Origin of the sequence: Paraburkholderia tuberum STM678 (assembly GCF_902833905.1) — a bacterium.
In the GTDB taxonomy this organism is placed as follows: Bacteria; Pseudomonadota; Gammaproteobacteria; order Burkholderiales; family Burkholderiaceae; genus Paraburkholderia; species Paraburkholderia tuberum.
Genome location: NZ_CADFGP010000013.1, coordinates 15,295 through 37,125, shown reverse-complemented (window position 1 = coordinate 37,125; position 21,831 = coordinate 15,295). Strand labels below are relative to the sequence as shown.

Sequence of the window (21,831 nt, the reverse complement as noted above, 5' to 3'; positions counted from 1 at the left end):
CAACGAGGCGCGACCAGCGCAATCCGCTTCAGGTCGCTCATGGCCTCGTGTCGGATCGCTAGCGGAGATCGCTTTGCGCGCCCTGCTCGGACCTGTCCTTCTCCGCGACAGCGTCTTCCGGCTCGGTACTCGCCGGCGCTTGCGCTTCCGCGCTGCCGGCATCGGCCTCGTCGAGGCGGTAGCCGTGCGTATAGATGGTCGTCAATCGCACGCCGTTGTCCGGATGCAGGGCCAGCTTGCGTCGCAGCCGGTAGATATGCGTGTCGATCGTGCGCGACGTACTATCCAGCTCGCGGCCCCACGCAAGCTTCGCCAGAAGCCGCTTGGAAACGACCCGTCCGACGTTCGCGAAGAAATAGGCCGCCACGTCGAATTCCTTTTCCGTCAACAAGATCGATTCGCCGTGCAGAAAAACACTGCGCTGCGTGACGTCGAATACATACGGCCCGACCGCGATTGCACTTTCCACCTTGATGCTGCGTCGTGTGCGACGCAACAGCGCGCCTACCCGTGCCCCCAGCTCTTTGGCCCGGAACGGCTTGACGACGTAGTCATCCGCGCCGGCGTCCAGCGCCTGCACGATGTCGACTTCCAGAAGTCGGCTGGTCACGAACAGCACCGCGGGTTCGCGGCCCAGGTGACGGCGTATCCAGTACAGCACCTCGAAGCCGCTCATGCCCGGCAATTCCCAGTCGAGCACCACGAGATCGACCTCGTTGGCCTGAAGAAAACTGATTGCGTCCTTGCCCCGCTCGACCTTGTTTATTCGATGCCCGGATTGCCCGATTTCCCTTTCGACCGAATCAGCTTGCGCGGGATCGTCTTCCACCAACAGGATATTCATCTATCACCTTTTTTCTTTCGCCCTGGCGACTTGAAGACCGGCCCGCTCGACAGATGCGGCGAAAGACATTCGCATCTGGAATTCCACTCACACGAGCAAGCAGTTCAAACAGGACGAAAAAGCCAACATAAAAAAATCGCCTACGGCACCAGGTCGGCGTGAGCGGCCAGCGGCGCCGGCCCCGTATGCATTGTGAATTTCGAGAAGAAAGATAGAGCCAGTCGCCTTTCAAATCCCCCCCCTTTCGGAGGGGGGGATGGTGTTTTCGAAGGGGGGGGTCATATTGCACGACCGTCCCCCTTATCAGTGATTCGATCTGGCGCGCGCGAACTATTGCCCGCCGAGCATCTGAAGAGCGACCCCGCATGCATGTTCGTGTGGTTGCGCGTGCCGCCGCCGTGGCGCTCGGACGACTTCGCGGCAAACGCGCTCGCGCGCGGGGTCAACACGATGCCCGCATCCGCGTTCGCGGTCGATCGCTCGACGGTCGAGCACGGCGTGCGCATCAACCTCGCTTGCGCCGAGTCGCGCGAGCAGTTGACGCGTGGCCTGCAGATTCTCGCGCACACGCTACGCGACCGGCCGCGCGCGCTGTTCGGCACGATCTAGCTCGCGGTGGAAGCGTGAAGCGGAGCCGCTAGAATACGGGACCCCCTGTCCAGCCGAGCCGCCTTAATCCGATGACTCCGTCCGACGATTCAAGCTTTCCCTCGCGCACGCACGCCGCCGATGCGCTGTTCGCTTTCCTGAAGACGCTGCCGCTCGGCGACCGCTTGATCGAGGGCGGCTTCATGGCCGTGCAGGCCGTGGCGGGCGCGAGTCTCGCGTTCGGCATCGGTCGCGCGCTGCACACCGAGCAGGCGTTCTGGGCCGCCATCACCGCGATCGCGGTGAGCCAGCATAGTTATATCGACACCCGCAAGCTGTCGCGCGACCAGTTCATCGGTGCGATGGTCGGCGGTATTTGCGGGCTGATCGGCACGCTCGCGGGCGGCGGCCATTTTGCCGCGTACGCGGCGACCGCGGCGGTCGCGATCCTGATCTGCTGGGTCGTCAACGTCGGCAGCGCAGCGCGCCTCGGCGGCATCACCGCGACGATCATGCTGCTGGCGCCAGGCATCGGCCCGGCGTGGGACAAGGCCTTTCTGCGGCTTGCCGAAGTGACGCTCGGCACGGGGTGCGCGCTCGTGGTCGCGCGACTGATGGCGTCGTTCGAAAGGCGCGTGTTCAGCAAGGGCGGACCGCCCAGATAGAATCGCCCACGCGTTGAGTCTTTAGTCACTCATCCAGAGCATCGTCCGTTGGTGTGCGACGCCGGTAACGTCCCGGCGTCACACCGACGCTTTGCGCGAACGCCTTGCCGAACGCCGCCTCCGATTGATAGCCGACCGCCTCGCCGATGTCCGCCGCGCTGCGTTGTGTGCGCAACAGCAGATCGCTGGCGATCGCCATGCGAATCTGCATCAGAAAATCCATCACGGTCACGCCCGCGCGCTCGTTGAAGTGGCGCGCGTAGGTCGCGCGCGACATCGCCGCGCGCTCGCCTAGTTCAGAGATCGTCCATGCGCGTTCGGGCGCGTCGAGCATGGCCTGCACCGATGCGCCGAGGCGTGCGTCCGTCAGCAACGCGAGCATCCCGGTGCCGTTCGCATTGCGCTCGCCGTGCACGCGCAGTGCCATCGCGAACAGCGCGTGGCTCAAGGCCGTCACGATCGCGAGCGCGCCAGGTTGACGCCGCTCCGCTTCGCCGCGCATCAGAGTGATCACCGCCTGCAACGCATCGAGCGTTTGCGCATCCCCGAGCGATACGTGCAGCGGATCGGGCAGCACATTGAGCAGCAACGCCGATGAACCGGGTGCATAGACGAAGCGGCCGCACAGCAGATCGACGCCGTCATGAACCGCGCTGTCGTTGGGCGCGTGCGCGGCCGTGGCAGTGGTTTCGTGGCCATCGTTGCGCCGCACCGGCAGCATGCCGTCATGCCCGAGCGTCAACGGCAGGCCACCCGCCGAGCGCTTTACGTCGCGCATGCGATGCGCGGCGCCACGCGGAAACAGCATGAAATCGCCGGCCTGCAATTCGAGCGGCTCGCCGGCGGCGGTCTCGATCACACAGCTGCCGTCGAGCACCAGATGAAACGGCGCGACGCCCGCCTCCAGCGGCGCATGATCGATGTCGAATGCGCCTGATAGCAGGCAGCGAAGATCGAGACTCGCTTGCGGCCGGGCAAGGTCGATCAGGCGACTGAGCGTGTCCATGAGACGAGCGCGCTAAAAGTTGAGTCGAATGAGTATTCAGGATATCGCGGCGCGGCGCAATACTTTGTCCCACGACGCCGGCAACCGCCGGCGCGCAACGGACCAAGGAGCACTGCGATGTTGAACTGGATCGATTACCGCAAGGAACTGTTCGGCCGTATCGGCGAAATGTCGAAGCTCGCGCCCGAAAGCGTGAAGGCTTATCAGGCGATGTCGAGCGCCGGTCAGAAGACCGACCTGCTCGGCGCGAAAATGCGCGAGCTGATTGCGCTCGCGGTAGCGGTCAGCCTGCGCTGTGACGGCTGTATCACGGTCCATACGGCCGAGGCGCTGAAGCACGGCGCGACCCGCGAGGAAATCGCCGAAGCGCTCGGCGTCGCGATGGCGATCAACGCGGGCGCGACGCTGGTGTACTCGGCGCGCACGCTGGACGCGGTCGCCGCGCATACACAGGGGTAAGCGAGGTTGATGATTAGCCGCAGCGATTGCTAAGTCATCGTCCGTCCTTACGTGCCGCATCGACCGATCATGTCCGGCGATGCGGCGCGCGGCCCTTGTTGAAGCGATCGATCAAACGCGTACCGGCCCGATGACCGTTCTCAGAACTGAATCGTCGTGCGAGACTTTCAGTCTCGCGGACGTCGAGACCTGAGCGAGTGCCGAAACGAAATGGCCGCGGAGAACCTGAGAGCGGTGGATCGTCTTCACGAGTTGGCGTTTTTTCCAGTCGACCCGCCTCAGGCCCACGCGCGCGAGCATGAAACTCGCGCGGCCCATCGATGAAGATTCGGGCTTCCAGGGCGAACGCGAGTACGCCGTCGCGTTATCGCTGCACGACGTGCCGAACCTCGGCCAGTTGCTGCCGGCGTTGCTCGCCCTGCCGCTCCAGCATCCAGCCGGGGTACTCCGCCGGCAGCGCGCTGACTTCGGCCAGCTTCGCGAGTTCATCGGCGGATAGCGCGACGTTGGTCGCCGCGATGTTGTCGTCGAGCTGCTCGATTTTCTTCGCGCCGACGATGACCGTGCTGACGACACGCTGATGCAGCAGCCACGCCAGCGCGATCTGCGCGACCGAGACGTTTTTCGCTGCAGCGATTTTGCGCATCACGTCGATGCAGTCATACGCGCGCTCGCGATCGACAGGCGGAAAATCGAAGTTCGTGCGACGGCTGCCCGCCTCGGCCTGCTGCTCGCGTCCGTATTTGCCGCTCAGCAAACCGCCCGCGAGCGGACTCCACACCATCAGGCCGAGGCCTTCGCTTTGCAGCATCGGTACGAGTTCGCGTTCGAGATCGCGGCCCGCGAGCGTGTAATACGCCTGCAGCGTTTCGAAGCGCGCGGTGCCGAGCCGCTCGGCGATGCCGAGCGCCTTCGCGATCTGCCACGCGGCCCAGTTCGACACGCCGACGTAGCGCACGTGGCCGTGCTGCACGAGCGTATCGAGCGCGCGCACGGTTTCTTCGATCGGCGTGGCCGGATCGAAACCGTGGATCTGATACAGGTCGACGTGATCGAGTTGCAGACGCTTCAGGCTCGCCTTGATGCCGTCGAGGATGTGATAGCGCGACGCGCCGCGCGCGTTTGCGAACTCGCCGGTCTGGCCGAACACCTTGGTCGCGATCACGACCTTGTCGCGCGGTACTTGCAGATTCTTCAGCGCCTGGCCGGTGATCTGCTCGGACAGGCCGCCCGCGTAAACGTCGGCGGTGTCGATGAAATTGATGCCTGCGTCGAGCGCCCGGCCGACCAGCCGCTCCGCGTCGTTCTGCTGCAGATCGCCGATCTGCCGCCAGATGCCTTCGCCACCGCCGAAGGTCATCGTGCCCAAACACAACTCTGAAACAAACACACCGGTACGGCCCAACTGGTTATATCGCATCGTCGACGCTCCATCGTGGGTGCAGGAAGAGTCGTCAAGCGTACTGCAATTGGCGGAGGTTGGTAGGAGTGGCACACACGCCGCAAAAGACTACGAATTCCAGCAGCGGCGCGAAGCCCGATGCGCCGCGCACGAGCCGCGAAAACCTGCGAGACTGACGGCTATTGCGCCGTCAGCGTGGAATGACCCACAACCGCCAAAACGGTCGACATTGCCCGGTGCCGACTGGATATCCCCCGCGCCGCCCTCATCTGCACAAGCATGACTTCGGCAAAGACTTCCGCCGCACTCGACGCGGCGCCCCGCTCCCGCAAGACCCGCTCCACCGCGAGCGCGGCGCGCCCCGCCGCGCCAGCCTTACCGCCAGCCCAGCAGGCGCTCGACGGTTTTCACCCAGCCGTCGCCAACTGGTTCCAGCAAACCTTCGCCGCCCCGACCGACGCACAAGCCGCCGCGTGGCCGCAGATCCGTAGCGGCCGCTCGACGCTGGTCGCCGCGCCGACGGGCTCCGGCAAGACGCTGACCGCATTCCTGTCCGCGCTGAACGAGCTGGTCTCGCAAGGCCTCGCGAACGGCGGCACCCTGCCCGACGAAACGCTGGTCGTCTACGTGTCGCCGTTGAAGGCGCTTTCGAACGACATCCGCCTGAATCTGCAACTGCCGCTGCAAGGCATCGCCGCCGAACTCGACAGGCTCGGCCTGCCGCCGCTCGACATTCGCACCGCGGTGCGCACCGGCGACACCACGCAGCAGGAACGCAATGCGTTGAAAAAGCGCGCGCCGCACATTCTCGTGACGACGCCCGAGTCGCTGTACGTGCTGCTCGGCTCGGATTCTGGCCGCCGCATGCTGGCAACGGTGCGCACGGTGATCGTCGATGAGATTCATGCGCTCGCCGGCAGCAAGCGCGGCAGTCATCTCGCGCTGAGCCTCGAACGGCTCGACGCGCTCTGCGCCCGGCGCCTGCCGCGCATCGGGCTGTCGGCGACGCAAAAGCCGGTCAGCGCGGTCGCGCGGTTTCTGGTCGGCGGCGCGAGCCTCGAGAGCGACGTACCGGCCGAGTGCGCGGTGATCGACGTCGGCCACGTCCGCGCGCGCGACCTCGCGCTCGAGATCCCGCCGGTGCCGCTCGAAGCGGTGATGGCCAACGAAGTGTGGGAGCGCCTCTACGACCGGCTCGCCGAGCTGGTCGCGCAGCACCGCACGACGCTGATCTTCGTCAACACGCGCCGGATGGCCGAGCGCGCCGCGCGTCATCTGACCGAGCGGCTCGGCAAGGACGCGGTCGCCGCGCATCACGGCAGTCTCGCGAAAGAACATCGTTTCGACGCCGAACAGCGCCTGAAACGCGGCGAACTGCGCGTGCTGATCGCGACCGCTTCGCTCGAACTCGGCATCGATATCGGCGAGGTCGACCTCGTCTGCCAGATGGGTTCGCCACGCGCGATCGCGCCGTTCCTGCAACGCGTCGGCCGCTCGGGCCACCACGTCGGCGGCATGCCGAAGGGGCGGCTCTTTCCCGCCTCGCGCGACGACCTGCTCGAATGCGCGGCGCTGCTCGATTGCGTGCGGCGTGGCGAACTCGATGCGCTACGCATCCCGCGCGCGCCGCTCGACGTGCTCGCGCAACAGATCGTCGCGGAAGTGTCGAGCGCCGAGTGGAGCGAGGATGCGCTGTTCGACATGCTGCGGCGCGCAGCGCCGTACGCGGATCTGTCGCGCGAGCAATACGACGCGGTGCTGCGCATGCTCGCCGAGGGCTACACGAGCCGCCACGGTCCGCGCGCCGCGTACGTGCATCGCGATGCGGTAAGCGGCACGCTGCGCGGCCGGCGCGGCGGCAAGCTGGTCGCCGTAACGTCGGGCGGCACGATCCCCGAAAACGCCGATTACGCCGTCGTGCTCGAACCGCAGGCGATCAACATCGGCACCGTCAACGAGGACTTCGCGGTCGAAAGCCTCGCCGGCGATGTGTTCCAGCTCGGCAACGCGTCGTACCGGATTCTGCGAATCGAGAGTGGCCGGGTGCGGGTCGAGGACGCACAAGGGCAACCGCCGAACATTCCGTTCTGGCTCGGCGAGGCGCCGGGGCGCAGCGACGAGCTGTCTTTCGCGGTCGCGAGATTGCGGGAGCAGGTCGAGCGTTTGCTGACGGAGGGCGAACCGGCGTCACACGCGGTTGCGTCGGTGCCAATCGCCGCGGCGCAATTCGAAGCAGCCGCAACGCCCGCGAAATCCGCGGCAAAGAGAGGACGCAAAGCGAAAGCTGCCGTGGCGCAGAGCGCGACGCAGACCACAACGGCGTCCGCAACCGCCGCAGCCACGTTGCCCGCGAGCGAAGCCGAACCCACGACCGCGCGCCTCGACCACGCCATCGCCTGGCTCGCCGACGAGCTCGCGCTCGACGAGCCCGCCGCGCGCCAGATCGTCGAATACCTGGCGCGTGCCCGCGCCGCGCTCGGCGTACTGCCGACGCAGAGCACGCTGGTGATGGAGCGCTTCTTCGACGAATCGGGCGGCACCCAGCTCGTGATCCACTCGCCGTTCGGCAGCCGCGTGAACCGCGCGTGGGGGCTCGCGCTGCGCAAGCGCTTCTGCCGCAGCTTCAACTTCGAGTTGCAGGCCGCCGCCACCGAAGACGCGATCGTGCTGTCGCTGACCGGCAGCCACTCGTTCGTGCTCGACGAGGTCTGGCGCTATCTGCACTCGAACAGCGCCGAACGTCTGCTGATCCAGGCACTGCTCGATGCGCCGTTGTTCGGCGTGCGCTGGCGCTGGAACGCGACGACCGCGCTCTGCCTGCCGCGCTACACGGGCGGCCGCAAGACCGCGCCGCAACTGCAGCGCATGCGAAGCGAGGATCTGCTCGCAAGCGTGTTTCCCGAGCAGGCCGCGTGTCTGGAGAACGTCGTCGGCGAACGCGAGGTGCCGCGCCACCCCTTAGTCGACCAAACCATCGACGACTGTCTGCACGACGCGATGGACAGCGAACGCTGGCTCGCGCTGCTGCGCCGCATCGAGCGCGGCGAGTTGCGGCTCGTCGCGCGTGATCTGCCGGCGCCGTCACCGCTCGCCGCCGAAATCCTGACCGCGAAGCCCTACGCGTATCTCGACGACGCGCCGATCGAGGAGCGCCGCACCCAGGCGGTGCTGAACCGCCGCTGGACGGACCCTGAAAGCGTCGACGATCTTGGCGCGCTCGACGCCGCCGCGATCGACAGCGTGCGCGACGAGGCGTGGCCGCAGGCGCGCAACGCCGACGAAATGCACGAAGCGCTGACGGGCCTCGCGTGCATCACCGGGGCCGAGGCGCTCGCGCACGAGGATTGGCCGACGCTGCTTGCGGCGTTGGCGAAAGCCGGCCGGGCGACGCGCTTGCCGCTGGCCGCGCAAGCCAACGCGAGCACGGGCAACGCCAGCGACAGCGCACTGTGGCTGCCCGCCGAACGCCTCACCTGTTTCGAAGCGCTCTACCCCGGCATCGCGCGCAATTGCTACACACCGCCGCTGAGCGCCCCGAAGGGCTACACCGAGAGCTGGAGCGCCGACGACGCGCTCGTCGACGTGTTGCGCGCGCGGCTGACCGGCTTCGGCCCGCTGACGGTCGAGGCGATCGCGCGCCCGCTCGGTTTGCCGACCGACCGGATCGAACAGGCGCTGATCCGGCTCGAAGCCGAAGGCTATCTGTTGCGCGGCCGCTTCACGCCGCACACGAGCGACGAGGAATGGTGCGAACGACACCTGCTCGCACGCATCCACCGCTACACGGTGAGGCGGCTGCGGCGTGAGATCGAGCCGGTCGAGCGGCACGACTTCATGCGCTTCCTGTTCGAATGGCAGCATCTGACGCCGACGACTCAGCATCTGACGCCGACGACACAGCATCTGACGCCGACGGCTCAGCATCTGACGCCGACGTCTCAGCATCTGACGCCGACGTCTCAGCATCTGACGCCGACGACTCAGCATCTGACGCCGACGTCGCGCGCCGAAGGCCGCGACGCGCTCGCCGCCGCGCTCGACCAGCTCGAAGGCTTCCAGGCTGCGGCCGGCGCGTGGGAGGAAGACATCCTGCCCGCGCGCGTGCGTGCCTACACCAGCAGTTCGCTCGATGAGCTATGCCGCGCCGGCAAGATCGTCTGGACCCGCCTGACCGAGCGGGCGCGCGGCGCCGCCGGTCCGGTCCGCGGCACGCCGATCGTGCTGCTGCCGCGCGTCCAGCTGCGTGCGTGGCGCGCGCTGCTCGATCCGGCGCGCCAGGTCGAGTTGTCGGCGCTCGCGCAAAGCGTGCACGACACCCTCGCGCAACACGGCGCGATGTTCTTCGACGAACTGCTCGCCGAGGTGCGCGTGCTGCGCATGGAGCTCGAAAACGCGCTCGGCGAGCTGGTCGCGGCCGGCCTCGCGAACTCCGACAGCTTCGCGGGCTTGCGCGCGTTGCTGAAGCCGGTCGCCAGGCGCAACGCGTTTTCCAGCAGCCGGCGCGCGCGAGCGAGCGCGCTGATCGGCGGCATGGACGACGCGGGGCGTTGGGCGCTCGTGAGCCGTCCGCCCGCCGTTGCGCCGGAAAATCCCCCCGAACGGCGGCGCCAGTTGCCGCCCGAGGCGCTCGAACACGTCGCAATGACGTTGCTGCGCCGCTACGGTGTCGTGTTCTGGCGCGTGCTCGAACGCGAGGCCGAATGGCTTCCGCCGTGGCGCGATCTGCTGCGCGTTCTGCAGCGGCTCGAGGCGCGCGGCGTGATCCGCGGCGGGCGGTTCGTCAACGGACTCGCGGGCGAGCAGTTCGCGCTGCCCGAGGCGATTCCGCTGCTGCGCGAGGTGCGCCGGCAGCCGAACGACGGTGCACTTATTTGCGTTGCTGGGACCGATCCGCTGAATCTCGTCGGCACGCTGCTGGTCGGCGACAAGGTGCCGGCCGTGACCGGAAACCGCGTGCTGTATCGCGACGGCGTGGTGGCGGCCACGCTGGTGGCCGGCAAGTTCCGGTTCGACGCGGCGCTCGACGCCAACCCGCCCGAACGCGAACGCGCCCGCGCGCTGCTGGCGCGCCGCCTCTAGCAACGTCATCGTGGCGTCGTTCTGGCGGGTAATAATCGCGCCGCGCGCGGGCGCGCCGGCCCATACTCATGCTTAGCAAAACGTTAATGATTCTTCGCTCGAATTGTCACGCTTAGATACAATGAGGCAGTTTCACTTTAGTATGAGGAAGACTGTCTGCCGCCGCCCGCCTTGCTAGGGACCGCCGGCACACTCCGGGGATTTCATGAGCGACCAGCTACACGACCAGGTGCTTCACGCGCGGTTCGGCACGAGCAGCCCTTGCTGGCGCCTGGCGGCCGCCAGCGACACGCTGGAACTCGTGCCTGCGCACGGCCACGCGGCTGTCGGCGTCGCCATTTCCCTCACCTCTTCTCAAGCTTCCCAGGTCCGCGCGCTGAGCGGCGTGACCTCCCACGTCGTCGTCGACGTTCAGTTGGACGCCGCGCCGCTGCGGCTGCATCTGGTCGGCAAGAAACTCGATTGTCATGGCTGGGGCGGCACCGCGTCGGCCGATGGCGACACCGAATCCGTCGCGCGAGCGCTGCTGCACGGTCTGTCGTTCGCTGAACAGGTCGTCTCGGAGGTCAATTCGGTCGTCGTGATCGTCGACCGGAACGGCCGGATACAGCGCTTCAACCGGCTCGCCGAGGAGCTGACCGGGCTCAGCGAAGAGGACATCATCGGCCGCAGCGTCTGGACGTTGTTCATGTCGTCCGACGACGACCGGGTCTCGAACGAGGTCAGCGCGAATTTTTTCAATCGTGGCGAACCGTACGAGATCGAACGGCGCATTAAAACGGTGCACGGCGAACGGCTGTTCCTGTTTCGCAACAAATTCGTGCGCAGCGGCAGCGGCATCGAAGAGCAGTTCCTGATCTGCTCGGGTACCGACATCACCGAGCAACGGCTCGCGCAGGACCGCCTGATCGAGCAGGCCACCACCGACCCGCTCACTGGCCTCGCCAATCGCAACGCGATCCAGGAGCGCATCCAGATCGCGATCGAACTGGCGGCGCCGGGCGAAACCGTCGGCATCCTGTTTCTCGATCTCGACAACTTCAAGAAGGTCAACGATCACTACGGCCACGTGTTCGGCGACCGCCTCATCTGCGACGTGTCGGACGCGATCCGCGACTGCCTGAATCCGGGCGACTCGCTCGCGCGTCTGGGCGGCGACGAATTCATCGTGCTCGCGGCGAAGGGCTTCGCGCATGAATTGGAAAACACCGCGCAGCGCATTCTCGATCGTATGCGCATGCCGTTCGCTGTCGGGCTCGTCGAGGTCTATACCGGCTGCTCGATCGGCATCGCGCGTTCGCCCGAGCATGGCGAAACCCTCGAATCGCTGATCCGTTCGGCCGATACGGCGATGTACGTCGCGAAGGACGAAGGCAAGCGCACGCATCGCGTGTTCTCGCCGGACATGAATCGCCGCGTCGCGGAGTTCATGTGGCTCGACACGAATCTGCGCCGCGGACTCGACGAAGGCCAGTTGGCGCTGCACTATCAGCCGAAGCTGAACCTCGCGACGGGCGCCGTGCAAGGCGCCGAAGCGCTGGTGCGCTGGAACTCGCCGGAGCGCGGCCAGATCATGCCGGCGGAATTCATCCGTTATGCCGAGGAATCCGGACTGATCGGCGTGCTCGGCCGCTGGGTGATGGAAACCGCAGCGAAACAGGCGGCCCGCTGGAAAGCGGCCGGCTATGACCTGCGCGTCGCGATCAACGTGTCGGCGCGACAGCTCACGGATACAGCCGTGGTCCGCCATTTCACCGAGGCATTGCAGCACGCGAGTCTCGATCCATGCCTCGTCGACCTCGAACTGACCGAAAGCTGCCTGATCGAAAACGAAGCGGCCGCGATCGAGCTGATCAAGCAGTTCCGCCAACTCGGCGCGCAGGTGCATCTCGACGACTTCGGCACCGGCTACTCGTCGCTGTCGCAACTCGGCCGTATTCCGCTCGACGTGATCAAGCTCGACCGCAGCTTCACGCGCTCGATCCACGCGGATATGAAGGCACAGGCGCTGGTGCGCTCGATGGTTGCCGTCGCGCAGGAGCTCGATTTCCAGGTGGTCGCCGAAGGGATCGAAACCGAGGCGGAAGAAGCCTTCATGAAGGGGCTCGGCGTCGATTACGTGCAGGGCTTCCTGTACGCGAGGCCGATGCCCGCCACCGAGTTCGAGCGCTGGCTGCTCGATAGGCGCAAGCTCAGGCTGATCGCCTGAGCGCTGCTGTCGCGCGCTTCAGCCGAGGCGCGCGGACCAACCACCCACTTCGTCTTCATTCATCCCGACGGCGCGCGCCGCGCAGTGGATTTGCGTCCACGTAGCCGCGTCGATCGGAATGCCGGCGGCCTCACGCTGCGCGCGCGTCATGCGCTCGGGCTCGCCGGGTTCGTAGATGCGCTCCGCGCCCGCCGCGAGCGGCGACGCCTTCACCCACGCGAGGAACGCATCGGCTTCGGCTTGCGCATCGGGCGCGTCGAACGCGGTGGGATCGATGATCACCGATAGCATGCAGTTGATGATCGCGTGCGTGGTACCGAGCGTGTCCGCATGCGTCGTGAAGCCGCCCGACAGCGCACCGCCGAAAATCTCGCAGATCGCCGCGAGCCCGAAACCCTTGTAGCCGCCGAACGGCGTCAGCGCGCCGAACGGCGCTTCGTGCATGACTTTCGGTTCGAGCGTCGGCATGCCTTCGTGATCGATCAGCGCGCCGGGTGGTGTGGGCTTGCCCTGGTTATAAGCGACGCGCGTCTTGCCGAACGCGATCGTGCTGGTCGCGAAGTCGAGCACCAGCGGCGGTTTGCCGGGCCGCGGATAAGCGGCGCAGAACGGATTCGTGCCGATGCGCCGGTCCGCGCCGCCGAATGGCGCGACGAGCGGATCGCCCGCCACGTTGACGAAGTGAAACGACACCAGCCCGGCGCGCGCGCACTGCTCGGCCCAATGCCCGATGCGGCCGATATGATGCGCGCCGCGCAAGCCCACCGCGCAGACGCCGAGCCGCCGCGCGCGCTCGATGCCCCGCTCCATCGCCTCGAACGCGATCACCTGACCGAAACCCTTGCCGCCTTCGACGGTCAGTACCGCGCCCGCGTCCTTCACGACGTCGGCGTGTCGATTCAGTTGCAGTTGCTGGTCGGCGAGCGATTCGACATAGCGCGGGATCATGCCGACGCCGTGCGAGTCGTGCCCGGTCAGATTCGCGGCCACCAGGTGATCGGCCACCAGCTCCGCTTCGCGCGGCGTACTGCCCGCTCGCTCCCAGATCGCTCTGACGTAGCCATGCAGTTGATCGGCCGGAATCCGGGGCGTGGTGGTTCGGGCAGTCTGGGAGTCGGTCATTCAGCGTGTCGGTGAGGTTCGAACGGAAGGAATGAAACGGCGGGCAAAACAGCTGCATCAAAGCAGCATCGATAAACAGCGGGCCCGGGTCACGCCCGAGCCCCACTCAAACGAAACCAGAACTCACGGCGCCGCGGCAATCACTTCGGCAACCGCGGCCGTCAGCTTCTTGCCGTACGGCACGTGCAGGAACTCGTTCGGCCCATGTGCGTTCGACTTCGGCCCGAGCACGCCGCACACCATGAACTGCGACTTCGGGAAGCCCGCCTTCAGCACGTTCATCAACGGGATCGTGCCGCCGAGACCCATGTAGGCCGCGTCGGCGCCGAAGTGCTGACGCGACGCATCGTTGAGCGCGGTGGCGAGCCACGGCGCGACCTCCGGTGCGTTCCAGCCGCTCGCCGCGCCCGCATCCGGCTTGAACGTGACCTTCGCGTTGTACGGCGGATCGAATTCGAGCAGCGCCTTCAGTTCGGCGACCGCCTTCTCCGCTTCGATGGTCGGCGGCAGCCGCAGCGACAGCTTGAACGCCGTGCGCGGACGCAGCACGTTGCCGGCGTCGGCGAGCGCGGGCAAGCCAGCCGCGCCCGTCACCGACAGCGACGGACGCCACGTCGAATTGAGCAGCGCCTCGCGCGGATCGGTCGTGGTGGGCAGCACCTGACGGCCGTCCTGGCCGCACGCCCACGGCATCTTCTTCCAGACCTCATCGCCGAGAATCTTTGCGGCGGCCTCCGCTTCGCGCAGACGATCGGCCGGCACCGTGCAGTGGAAGCCCTTCGGCAGCAGCGTGCCGTTGGCGGAGTCTTCGAGACGGTCGAACAGTTGCCGCATGATGCGGAAGCTCGACGGCACGATGCCGCCGTAGACGCCCGAGTGAATCCCTTCGTCGAGCACCTGCACTTCGAGATCGCCGCCGACGAGTCCGCGCAGCGACGTGGTCAGCCACAGCTGATCGTAATTGCCCGCGCCCGAATCGAGACACACGACCAGCCCGACGTTGCCGAGCCGCTCGCGCAGCGCGTCGACGTAGGGCAGCAGATCGTAGCTGCCCGACTCCTCGCAGGTTTCGATCAGCCCGACGCAGCGCGGACGTTCGACACCCTGTGCATCGAGCGCGGCGAGCGCCGTCAGGCTCGCATAGATCGCGTAGCCGTCGTCCGCGCCGCCGCGGCCGTAGAGCTTGCCGTCTTCGAACTTCGGCGTCCACGGACCGAGGTCGTTGCGCCAGCCATCGAACTCGGGCTGCTTGTCGAGGTGGCCATAGAGCACGACGGTTTCGTCGCTACCCGAGCGCGTCGCGGCCGTCTCGAAGAAGATCACCGGCGTGCGGCCCGGCAGGCGGATCACCTCGAGCTTCAGGCCGCGCACCGGTTGCTGCTCGGCCCATTGTGCGGCGTCGGTGATCACGCGCTCCAGATAACCGTGTTTCGCCCAGTCGGGATCGAACGCCGGACTCTTGGCCGGCACCGCGATGTAGTCCGTCAGCGCGGGCACGATCTCGTCGTTCCACTTGCGCTCGACGAATTCTCGTAGCGTGTCCGGGTTGAGTTGAGCCTGCTGGGTCGTGTCGTCGGTGATCATGATCGGGTCCGTGAAGTACTGTTCGGTCGAAACGATCATGATAGTCCCGATGCGTGTCGGGCTGAACCCCTTGCGGTGATTGGGGTGGAGACTGGAACGCGCAGGTGCGAGGCGCGCGGCCGCCATTCGCGCGACAATCGCTACATGCATCGTGCATCAGGGAGCTTGTATGGGTGGCAACGTGGCCGTTCAGGCCATCGGTGCGGCGTTCGCGCTGGCCTTGTATTTTCTGCCGGCGATCATCGCGGACCGGCGCAAGCGCCGCGACGTGCTGACGCTCGCGCTCTTCAATGCCTGCCTCGGCTGGACCGTGCTCGGCTGGCTGCTCGCGCTGTATTGGGCGCTACAGCCGAATCCGGCGGAGAGCCTCGCGCGGGACGTCGTGGCGACACGCAAGGTGTCGACCTTGCGCGCGTTTTCGTCGGCGCTGACGCTGCGCGTGCGGCGACGCCAAGCCGCGCGCGACCGGCCCGAGCGCTGAAACGATTCGGGCGGCTCGAGCAAGACGAGCAGCAAACGAACTACAGGAAACCGATTGATTGACGTGCACGGGCGTCAGTCAGGGGCGTCAGTCAGGCCGCGCGCCCGATGCGACTCCACTGTACCGAGCCCGCCGGAATGGAGCGCGGCTCCGCACGCACGGCTTGCGCGGCAAAGCTTTCGTGGCGCAGTTCGCCGTGTTCGTCGAACCACTCGCAGATCACCCAGTCGCCGGGATTCAGCGCGACCGGACCTGCGTACGTCACGGTCATGCGCGGGCCCCCTTCTTTTAACTTGACGACGTCGCCCACATTGAAGGCGGCGGCGGATGTTGTCTGGAATGCGTCAATGGTAGCGGTCAGCATATTGGGTCCCCCTATCTTGAGCGTTTATTAAGTTGAGCCCGGCTTTATCGACTCCGACCTGTTGAACGTACACTCTAAAGTTAAGACAGATTAACAATCGAATTTAAACGCGGCAAGCGCTTTTTTATTGATACCGTTTTCACCAGACCCGCAGTCCATGCTCGCTGGCTAAAGTTCTCGGCATTACCGAAAAACAATCATCGCGACACCTTGCGGCTAACCCTATGTGCGCTACCGCACAAACGCAACACTTACTGTAGGCCGTTTGCAGGCCGGTAGAAAATGCGAGGTCGATTTCGTCTGATTACAAAAAGCTGATGCGATGTCGTCGAGCCGTTAATCGGAATCAGCCAGTTTGATCTAAATCAGAATTACCTGTGAACGAGTAGATCGCCGGTAAATACGATGCAGTTGGTTATACCGCTTCGTTCAAATTGAACGATTTTTTTCAGCAAGCTAACAAATGAAAACGATTACCAGCGGATTAATTTCAAACTGCCGGGGCCACCGAGCGCCGCACGCCTTGCTGATGACGTACCAGCAGCACGCTCAGGCCGATACACACGAACATCAGCACGGCATTGATAGCGAGGCTCAGCTGGAACGCGTGCGCATAAGAGGCGGGTGCCGAACGGCCGCCGAGCGCCCCGAAGAACGCGCCGCTGATCGCCGCGGTGCCGAACGCGGAGCCGATCTGCAACGTCGACGAGACCACACCCGATGCAAGCCCGGCCTTCTCGGGCACCACCTCCTGCAGCACGATGCGCATGATCGACGGCAACAGCAGACCATGTCCGACGCCCGCGCACACTAGCCCGCAGTAGAACAGCAGATCGGGCGTCGCGGATTGGGTCGCGGACCAGCCGGTCGCCGTGAAGCCCAGCGTCATCATCGAGAAACCAAGCGTCAGCACATGGGCGCCGATGCGCTTGACCACGGCCGGCGACGTCAACGGCCCGATCACGAAGCCGAGCGCGAACGGCATGATCGCGATGCCCGACGCGAGCGGCGTCCAGTGCAGGCCGGTTTGCAGAAAGATGCCGTAGGTCAGGAAGAACGCGCTATTGCAATAGAACAGGAACGCGAGCACGAGACCAAGCGCGAACGCGCGATTGCGGAACAGTTGCAGATCGACGAGCGGATGGCCGCCAGCGCGCTCGACGCGTCGCTCGGTCGCGACGAACAGCGCGAACACCGGCACCGCGAGTGCGAACATGGCGAAGGTCCACGCGGGCCAGCCCGCTTCACGGCCATGCGTCATCGGATAGATGACGAGCAGCAGCACCGCCGACAGCAGCGCGACGCCCTTCAGATCGACGCCGGTATGCGTGGCCGGCTGGTTCTCCGGCACGAACTTCCATGTGCCGATGAACGCCGCGATGCCGATCGGGATGTTGATCAGGAAGATCACGCGCCAGTCGAGCCCGAACGGGTGATACGTGATCAGCGCGCCGCCGCCGAGTTGCCCGACGATCGACGACAAGCCGAACACGAAGCCATACAGACTCATCACGCGCGTCTGCTGATGCAACGGCACGACCGCACGAATCGTCGCGAGCACTTGCGGCGCCATCACCGCGGCCGCGATGCCTTGCACGATGCGCGAGATCACGAGCATGTGGCCGCTCGTCGCGAAGCCGCACAACGCCGACGCGATCACGAAAGCCGCCATACCCGTCATGAACATGCGACGGCGGCCGAACAGATCGCCAAGGCGGCCCCCCGTGATCAGCAGCACCGCGTAGGCGGACGCATAAGCCGACACGACGAGTTGCAGTTGCGCGTCGCTCGCGTTGAGGCCCGTGTGAATCGACGGCAGCGCCAGATTGACGATGAAGTAATCGAGCGGCGCGAGAAAGGCGCCGACGAACAGCACGGCGAGCGCGAGCGCCTGGCGCTGAAAGCCGGGCGCCGACGCTTTGGCGGCGACAGCCATGCCGGCCATCGCCGGGCCGGGACCGGTCACGGCTGCGCTCGCCGCGCAGCTGACGGACCCACCGAATGCCGCCGGAGCGGACTTGATTGCCTCAGGTTTCATGACCGATCGTTCAAAAATTGGTTAAAAAATTTTTGCGCCACCGCTCGCGCACGAGGCGTTACACCAGCGCGCGCATCGCCACATCGACGATACCGATCAGCTCATCTTGCTGATGCGCGACCCGCCCCATGACCCGCAAGCCTTGCATCACGCATAGCAGGAAATCGCCGACGGCTTTTTCGTCGAGCGTCGAATCGAATGCGCCGCTCGCCTGACCGCGGATCACCGCCGCCGCGAGCAAAGTCGCCATGCGGCGCTGAATCGTGGCGACGCGCGCGCGCAGCACTTCGTCATCGGGCTGCATTTCGAGCGTCGTATTCGTAATGAAACAGCTGCGCCGGCCGCTCAATGCGCAGGACACCCTCGCGTAGTGGAGCAGCGCGTCGCGCAGCGCCTGCTCCGGCTCGGCCGTCGCGCTCAGTCGCTGCGCAAGCCGCGCGACCGCGCCTTCCGAGTAATGATCCAGCGCGGCGAGCATGATGCCGTGCTTGTCGCCGAATACGCCGTACAGGCTGCCGCGCAGCAGACCGGTGGCCTTGCACAGATCGTCGATCGACGTCGCGTGGTAGCCGTGATCCCAGAACACCTGGCTCGCGTTCGCCAGCACAGTGGCCGTGTCGAACTCGCGCGGACGGCCGCGCTGACACGTTTCGCCGGCTTTTTTCGCGGCTTGCTTTGAATGACTCAATTGCGATGACCTTGTTGCCTGGTTGCGTCGGTCCGTTGATATTATGACTGGATGTTCAATAAATCAAGGATGGCATTCCGTAGGCCTACTCGCGTCGGGGTCATCCGTTCATACGACAACCGGCATCAAAAAACCGGCGGCGGACATGGCCCGTCGCCGGCTTCGTTGCGCGCTCACAGTGACAGCGGGGCTCAGGTCTCGAGCTTCGCATCCATCGTAATCGTCGCATTCAGCACCTTCGACACGGGGCACCCGGCCTTCGCGTCCGCGGTGGCTTTGTCGAACGCGGCCTTGTCTCCGCCCAGAATCTTCACGGTCACGTCGAGATGCACCGCGGTGATCGCGAAGCCGCCGCCGTCCTTGTCGAGCGTGACGGTGGCCGTGGTGCCGATGCGCTCCGGCGTGATGTTGGCCTTGCCCAGCTCCGCCGACAACGCCATCGAGAAACATCCCGCATGCGCAGCCGCGATCAGCTCTTCCGGATTCGTGCCGATGCCGTCCGCGAAGCGCGTCGCGAACGAGTACTGGGTGTCCTTCAGGACGCCGCTGTCGCTAGAAATCGAGCCCTTGCCGTCCTGCAGGCCGCCTTGCCAGACTGCCGATGCCTTGCGCTTCATTGCTCTCTCCTGTTTGTGCCTTGCCGCGCACGCTGCTCGACCAAAGATGATGCCCGCCGCGGCGGTCCGCCCGGATGTGTCCGCGCCTGGGCATCGGTCGCAGGTGCCGCGCGGCTTGCAGGCGCGGGCGTGGACCGGATTTCATCATAGGCGCTTCCGCGTCCCGGCGCGGAAAAGCGCCTTTTTCACTATCTCAAAACTGGCAATAATATTTCGCCAGAAAGCCGCTTTTTTACTGACCTCGTAAGAAATAGACTGCGTTCAGCGGATCGGGAAAGCGGTTCACACCGATCCACCACACAATCAATTGGAGGTCGTCATGAAATCGCTTCTTTCCGCAGTCGTCGTCGCATCCGCTCTTATCGTTCCGGCACTGTCGTTCGCCCAGCAGACAAACGGTCCGGTCACGCGCGCTCAGGTGCGCGCCGAACTCGTAGCCGCGCAAAAAGCAGGCCTCCTGAACCAGAACGACACCACCTATCCGAAGGCCGTGCCCCAGGACTCGACGATCGTCACCGCTGCGGCGCAAGGTTCGCAAGACGTCGGCGGCGCGAAGGCCAGTTCGTCGGACGCGGGCGCGCCGGCGACGGTGCAGCAACGTCTCTTTTCGACGTATCGCGGTAACTGAGCGTGGTAACTGATCGTGATAACTGAGCGCGCAAGTCGTTAATGCAGCGCGCAGTAAAAAGCCCCGGTTGCGAAGTTCGGCAACCGGGGCTTTTCGTTGGCGCGCGCGGCGCTGCTGCGCAGCCGCTCGTTGGCAAAAGCGCTATTCGGGAAACGGCAGGCTTTGCTGCCCCACTGCGCGCATGTCGAACACGTTCAGCGTCATCGCGACCAGCGCGTAGTAGCCGAGCAGGCCGACCAGGTTGATCACGACCTGATGCCCGAAACGCCCGACCGCCTGCGCATACGTCGCGGCCGTCACGCGCTTCGTCTCGTACAGTTCGCTCGCGAAGTCGTAGATCAGCGCGTCGTCGGCATCGGCGAACTCGGGGCGGCGCCCCTGGCGGATCGCCTCGGCGTCCGCTTCGCCGACGCCCGCCTGCAGCGCGATCGGATAGTGGATGTACCACTCCGCCTGGGCCTCCCAGCGCGAAGCGGTCACCAGAATCGCGAGTTCCGACAGCCGCAACGGCAGCCCGGTCTGGTAGCGGCAAAACGCGCCGAGGCGTTGCGCGTGCTGCGCGAGATCGGGGCTGTGAATCCAGCCGAGGAACGGCCCATTCAGGTTGCCGCGCGGGCCGGACAGGATTTCGTCGAGCACCGCCTTCTGTTCGGGCGTGGCAGTGGACATGTCGAAGTGAGGCAAGCGCTCGGTCATCGTCGTTCTCGCAAAAGTCGGTGGGTCGAATCTCAGCGGGCGGCGAGCGACGCGCCGATCGCATCGCTGAGGCGGCTGACGATCTCGTCGATGTCGCGCTCCGTGCAGATGAACGGCGGCGCGAGCAGCACGTGGTCGCCGCTCTCGCCGTCGACGGTCCCGCCCATCGGATACACCATCAGGCCGCGCGCGAACGCTTCGCGTTTGATCGTCGCGTGCAGTTTCAGTTTGGCGTCGAACGGCTCTTTGGTAACGCGATCCTTGACGAGTTCGACGCCGACGAACAAGCCGCGCCCGCGCACGTCGCCGATATGCGCATGTTGCGCATAGTGCTCGCGCAGCCGGCCGCGCAACTGCTCGCCGCGCGCCTGCACGTTCGCCAGCAGATCGTCTTCCGCGATCACGCGCTGCACTTCGAGCGCGGCCGCGCACGCGGTCGCATGGCCGATATAGGTATGGCCATGCTGGAAGAAGCCGGAGCCGCCGACGATGGTCTGATAGATGCGGTCGCTGACCAGCGTCGCGCCGATCGCCTGATAACCCGCGCCAAGGCCCTTGGCGATCGTCAGCATATCGGGCGCCACCCCGTCTTCGTCGCAGGCGTACAGATAGCCGGTGCGACCCATGCCCGACATGATCTCGTCGAGAATCAGCAGCACGCCGTAGCGGTCGCACACCGCGCGGATCTTGCGGAAGTATTCGCGCACCGGCGGCACCGCGCCCGCCGTGGCGCCGACCACCGTTTCCGCGACGAACGCCGCGACCGTGTCCGCACCGAGCGCGAGAATCTTCTGCTCGAGTTCATCGGCGAGACGCTGAGCGAACGCTTCTTCGGTTTCGTCCGCGCGCTGCTCGCGATATGCGTAGCACGCGCTCACGTGATGCGCTTCGATCAGGATCGGCAGGAACGGCTCGCGGCGCCATGCATTGCCGCCGATCGCAAGTGCGCCGAGGGTGTTGCCGTGATAGCTCTGCCGACGCGCGATGAAATGGCGCCGCTGCGTCTCGCCCTTCTCGACGAAATACTGACGCGCGAGCTTGAGCGCCGCCTCGATCGCCTCCGAGCCACCCGACACGAAGTACACGTGCTCGAGTCCGGCCGGCGCGCTCGCGACGAGCCGGTCGGCCAGTTGCTCAGCCGGCTCCGTCGTGAAGAACGACGTGTGCGCGTACGGCAACCGTTGGGCTTGCCGCTTGATCGCGTCGATCACGCGCTGGTTGCTGTGACCGAGGCACGACACGGCTGCGCCGCCCGACGCGTCGATATAACGCTTGCCCGTGGAGTCGATGATTTCGATGCCGTCGCCCGCGACGGCCACCGGCAAGGATTGCTTCGGAGAGCGATGAAAAACGGTGGACAT

The 21,831-nt window shown here is 65.6% G+C and carries 17 protein-coding genes and 1 pseudogene; 7 read left to right on the top strand and 11 right to left on the bottom strand.

Annotated elements, in window-relative coordinates; genetic code table 11:
• Positions 1 to 58: 58 nt before the first annotated feature.
• Entirely contained in the window at positions 59 to 844 is a 786-nt protein-coding gene (locus HWY30_RS13630; RefSeq protein ID WP_090809728.1) for a response regulator transcription factor, read from the bottom strand.
• Between the two features lie 321 nt (positions 845 to 1,165).
• Here HWY30_RS13630 and HWY30_RS13625 point away from each other — a divergent pair.
• Together HWY30_RS13625 and HWY30_RS13620 are read left to right on the top strand one after the other, a co-directional pair.
• A pseudogene (locus HWY30_RS13625) lies at positions 1,166 to 1,453 on the top strand (aminotransferase-like domain-containing protein); the annotation flags it as partial.
• Positions 1,454 to 1,524: 71 nt separating this feature from the next.
• Positions 1,525 to 2,097, top strand: a complete 573-nt coding sequence (locus tag HWY30_RS13620) for an FUSC family protein (protein ID WP_090809726.1) — start codon at positions 1,525 to 1,527, stop codon at positions 2,095 to 2,097.
• Positions 2,098 to 2,122: 25 nt separating this feature from the next.
• On the opposite strand, the gene HWY30_RS13615 is transcribed toward HWY30_RS13620, so the two are convergent.
• Complete coding sequence (locus HWY30_RS13615) at positions 2,123 to 3,103, bottom strand: cupin domain-containing protein (RefSeq protein ID WP_090809724.1); 981 nt, start codon at positions 3,101 to 3,103, stop codon at positions 2,123 to 2,125.
• 117 nt (positions 3,104 to 3,220) lie between these two features.
• On the opposite strand from HWY30_RS13615, the gene HWY30_RS13610 reads away from it, so the two are divergent.
• Positions 3,221 to 3,562 carry a carboxymuconolactone decarboxylase family protein gene (locus tag HWY30_RS13610; protein ID WP_090809722.1) on the top strand — a complete coding sequence of 114 codons (342 nt, stop codon included), beginning with the start codon at positions 3,221 to 3,223 and terminating at the stop codon, positions 3,560 to 3,562.
• Positions 3,563 to 3,926: 364 nt separating this feature from the next.
• Here the strand turns inward: HWY30_RS13610 and HWY30_RS13605 are convergent, their stop codons facing one another.
• On the bottom strand, positions 3,927 to 4,982 hold the full coding sequence (locus HWY30_RS13605) for an aldo/keto reductase (protein ID WP_090809718.1): 1,056 nt from the start codon (positions 4,980 to 4,982) through the stop codon (positions 3,927 to 3,929).
• A gap of 261 nt (positions 4,983 to 5,243) precedes the next feature.
• Between HWY30_RS13605 and HWY30_RS13600 the strand changes: the two genes are divergently transcribed.
• Positions 5,244 to 10,043 carry a DEAD/DEAH box helicase gene (locus tag HWY30_RS13600; RefSeq protein ID WP_090809716.1) on the top strand — a complete coding sequence of 1,600 codons (4,800 nt, stop codon included), beginning with the start codon at positions 5,244 to 5,246 and terminating at the stop codon, positions 10,041 to 10,043.
• A 205-nt stretch (positions 10,044 to 10,248) separates the two neighbouring features.
• Entirely contained in the window at positions 10,249 to 12,252 is a 2,004-nt protein-coding gene (gene pdeR / locus HWY30_RS13595; RefSeq protein WP_090809714.1) for a cyclic di-GMP phosphodiesterase, read from the top strand.
• 18 nt (positions 12,253 to 12,270) lie between these two features.
• Here pdeR and HWY30_RS13590 read toward each other — a convergent pair whose 3' ends face one another.
• The gene (locus HWY30_RS13590; protein WP_090809712.1) at positions 12,271 to 13,374 is read right to left on the bottom strand and encodes a malate/lactate/ureidoglycolate dehydrogenase; all 1,104 of its coding nucleotides are present in this window, start codon (positions 13,372 to 13,374) and stop codon (positions 12,271 to 12,273) included.
• A gap of 123 nt (positions 13,375 to 13,497) precedes the next feature.
• Positions 13,498 to 14,958: a M20 family metallopeptidase gene (locus tag HWY30_RS13585; RefSeq protein ID WP_090810511.1), complete on the bottom strand. Its 1,461-nt coding sequence runs from the start codon at positions 14,956 to 14,958 to the stop codon at positions 13,498 to 13,500.
• Between the two features lie 169 nt (positions 14,959 to 15,127).
• Between HWY30_RS13585 and HWY30_RS13580 the strand changes: the two genes are divergently transcribed.
• Positions 15,128 to 15,439 carry a superinfection immunity protein gene (locus HWY30_RS13580; RefSeq protein ID WP_090809710.1) on the top strand — a complete coding sequence of 104 codons (312 nt, stop codon included), beginning with the start codon at positions 15,128 to 15,130 and terminating at the stop codon, positions 15,437 to 15,439.
• A gap of 91 nt (positions 15,440 to 15,530) precedes the next feature.
• Here the strand turns inward: HWY30_RS13580 and HWY30_RS13575 are convergent, their stop codons facing one another.
• From HWY30_RS13575 to HWY30_RS13560, 4 genes are all read right to left on the bottom strand, one after another.
• The gene (locus tag HWY30_RS13575; RefSeq protein ID WP_090809708.1) at positions 15,531 to 15,803 is read right to left on the bottom strand and encodes a YodC family protein; all 273 of its coding nucleotides are present in this window, start codon (positions 15,801 to 15,803) and stop codon (positions 15,531 to 15,533) included.
• 490 nt (positions 15,804 to 16,293) lie between these two features.
• Positions 16,294 to 17,841 (bottom strand): MFS transporter, encoded by a 1,548-nt coding sequence (locus HWY30_RS13570; RefSeq protein ID WP_090809706.1) that lies wholly within the window; start codon positions 17,839 to 17,841, stop codon positions 16,294 to 16,296.
• A 58-nt stretch (positions 17,842 to 17,899) separates the two neighbouring features.
• Complete coding sequence (locus HWY30_RS13565; protein ID WP_090809704.1) at positions 17,900 to 18,529, bottom strand: TetR/AcrR family transcriptional regulator; 630 nt, start codon at positions 18,527 to 18,529, stop codon at positions 17,900 to 17,902.
• Between the two features lie 191 nt (positions 18,530 to 18,720).
• Entirely contained in the window at positions 18,721 to 19,146 is a 426-nt protein-coding gene (locus HWY30_RS13560; protein ID WP_090809702.1) for an OsmC family protein, read from the bottom strand.
• Positions 19,147 to 19,465: 319 nt separating this feature from the next.
• Here HWY30_RS13560 and HWY30_RS13555 point away from each other — a divergent pair, with 319 nt between their 5' ends.
• On the top strand, positions 19,466 to 19,774 hold the full coding sequence (locus HWY30_RS13555; RefSeq protein ID WP_090809700.1) for a DUF4148 domain-containing protein: 309 nt from the start codon (positions 19,466 to 19,468) through the stop codon (positions 19,772 to 19,774).
• 141 nt (positions 19,775 to 19,915) lie between these two features.
• Here HWY30_RS13555 and HWY30_RS13550 read toward each other — a convergent pair whose 3' ends face one another.
• On the bottom strand, positions 19,916 to 20,470 hold the full coding sequence (locus HWY30_RS13550) for a carboxymuconolactone decarboxylase family protein (RefSeq protein WP_090809698.1): 555 nt from the start codon (positions 20,468 to 20,470) through the stop codon (positions 19,916 to 19,918).
• 32 nt (positions 20,471 to 20,502) lie between these two features.
• On the bottom strand, positions 20,503 to 21,831 hold the full coding sequence (locus tag HWY30_RS13545; RefSeq protein ID WP_090809696.1) for an aspartate aminotransferase family protein: 1,329 nt from the start codon (positions 21,829 to 21,831) through the stop codon (positions 20,503 to 20,505).

What these genes read in the sequence shown, in the direction of transcription:
- HWY30_RS13630 (WP_090809728.1), bottom strand. Translation starts at nt 844, where the DNA reads ATGAATATCCTGTTGGTGGAAGACGATCCCGCGCAAGCTGATTCGGTC.
- HWY30_RS13620 (WP_090809726.1), top strand. Translation starts at nt 1,525, where the DNA reads ATGACTCCGTCCGACGATTCAAGCTTTCCCTCGCGCACGCACGCCGCC.
- HWY30_RS13615 (WP_090809724.1), bottom strand. Translation starts at nt 3,103, where the DNA reads ATGGACACGCTCAGTCGCCTGATCGACCTTGCCCGGCCGCAAGCGAGT.
- HWY30_RS13610 (WP_090809722.1), top strand. Translation starts at nt 3,221, where the DNA reads ATGTTGAACTGGATCGATTACCGCAAGGAACTGTTCGGCCGTATCGGC.
- HWY30_RS13605 (WP_090809718.1), bottom strand. Translation starts at nt 4,982, where the DNA reads ATGCGATATAACCAGTTGGGCCGTACCGGTGTGTTTGTTTCAGAGTTG.
- HWY30_RS13600 (WP_090809716.1), top strand. Translation starts at nt 5,244, where the DNA reads ATGACTTCGGCAAAGACTTCCGCCGCACTCGACGCGGCGCCCCGCTCC.
- pdeR (WP_090809714.1), top strand. Translation starts at nt 10,249, where the DNA reads ATGAGCGACCAGCTACACGACCAGGTGCTTCACGCGCGGTTCGGCACG.
- HWY30_RS13590 (WP_090809712.1), bottom strand. Translation starts at nt 13,374, where the DNA reads ATGACCGACTCCCAGACTGCCCGAACCACCACGCCCCGGATTCCGGCC.
- HWY30_RS13585 (WP_090810511.1), bottom strand. Translation starts at nt 14,958, where the DNA reads ATGATCACCGACGACACGACCCAGCAGGCTCAACTCAACCCGGACACG.
- HWY30_RS13580 (WP_090809710.1), top strand. Translation starts at nt 15,128, where the DNA reads ATGGGTGGCAACGTGGCCGTTCAGGCCATCGGTGCGGCGTTCGCGCTG.
- HWY30_RS13575 (WP_090809708.1), bottom strand. Translation starts at nt 15,803, where the DNA reads ATGCTGACCGCTACCATTGACGCATTCCAGACAACATCCGCCGCCGCC.
- HWY30_RS13570 (WP_090809706.1), bottom strand. Translation starts at nt 17,841, where the DNA reads ATGAAACCTGAGGCAATCAAGTCCGCTCCGGCGGCATTCGGTGGGTCC.
- HWY30_RS13560 (WP_090809702.1), bottom strand. Translation starts at nt 19,146, where the DNA reads ATGAAGCGCAAGGCATCGGCAGTCTGGCAAGGCGGCCTGCAGGACGGC.
- HWY30_RS13555 (WP_090809700.1), top strand. Translation starts at nt 19,466, where the DNA reads ATGAAATCGCTTCTTTCCGCAGTCGTCGTCGCATCCGCTCTTATCGTT.
- HWY30_RS13550 (WP_090809698.1), bottom strand. Translation starts at nt 20,470, where the DNA reads ATGACCGAGCGCTTGCCTCACTTCGACATGTCCACTGCCACGCCCGAA.
- HWY30_RS13545 (WP_090809696.1), bottom strand. Translation starts at nt 21,831, where the DNA reads ATGTCCACCGTTTTTCATCGCTCTCCGAAGCAATCCTTGCCGGTGGCC.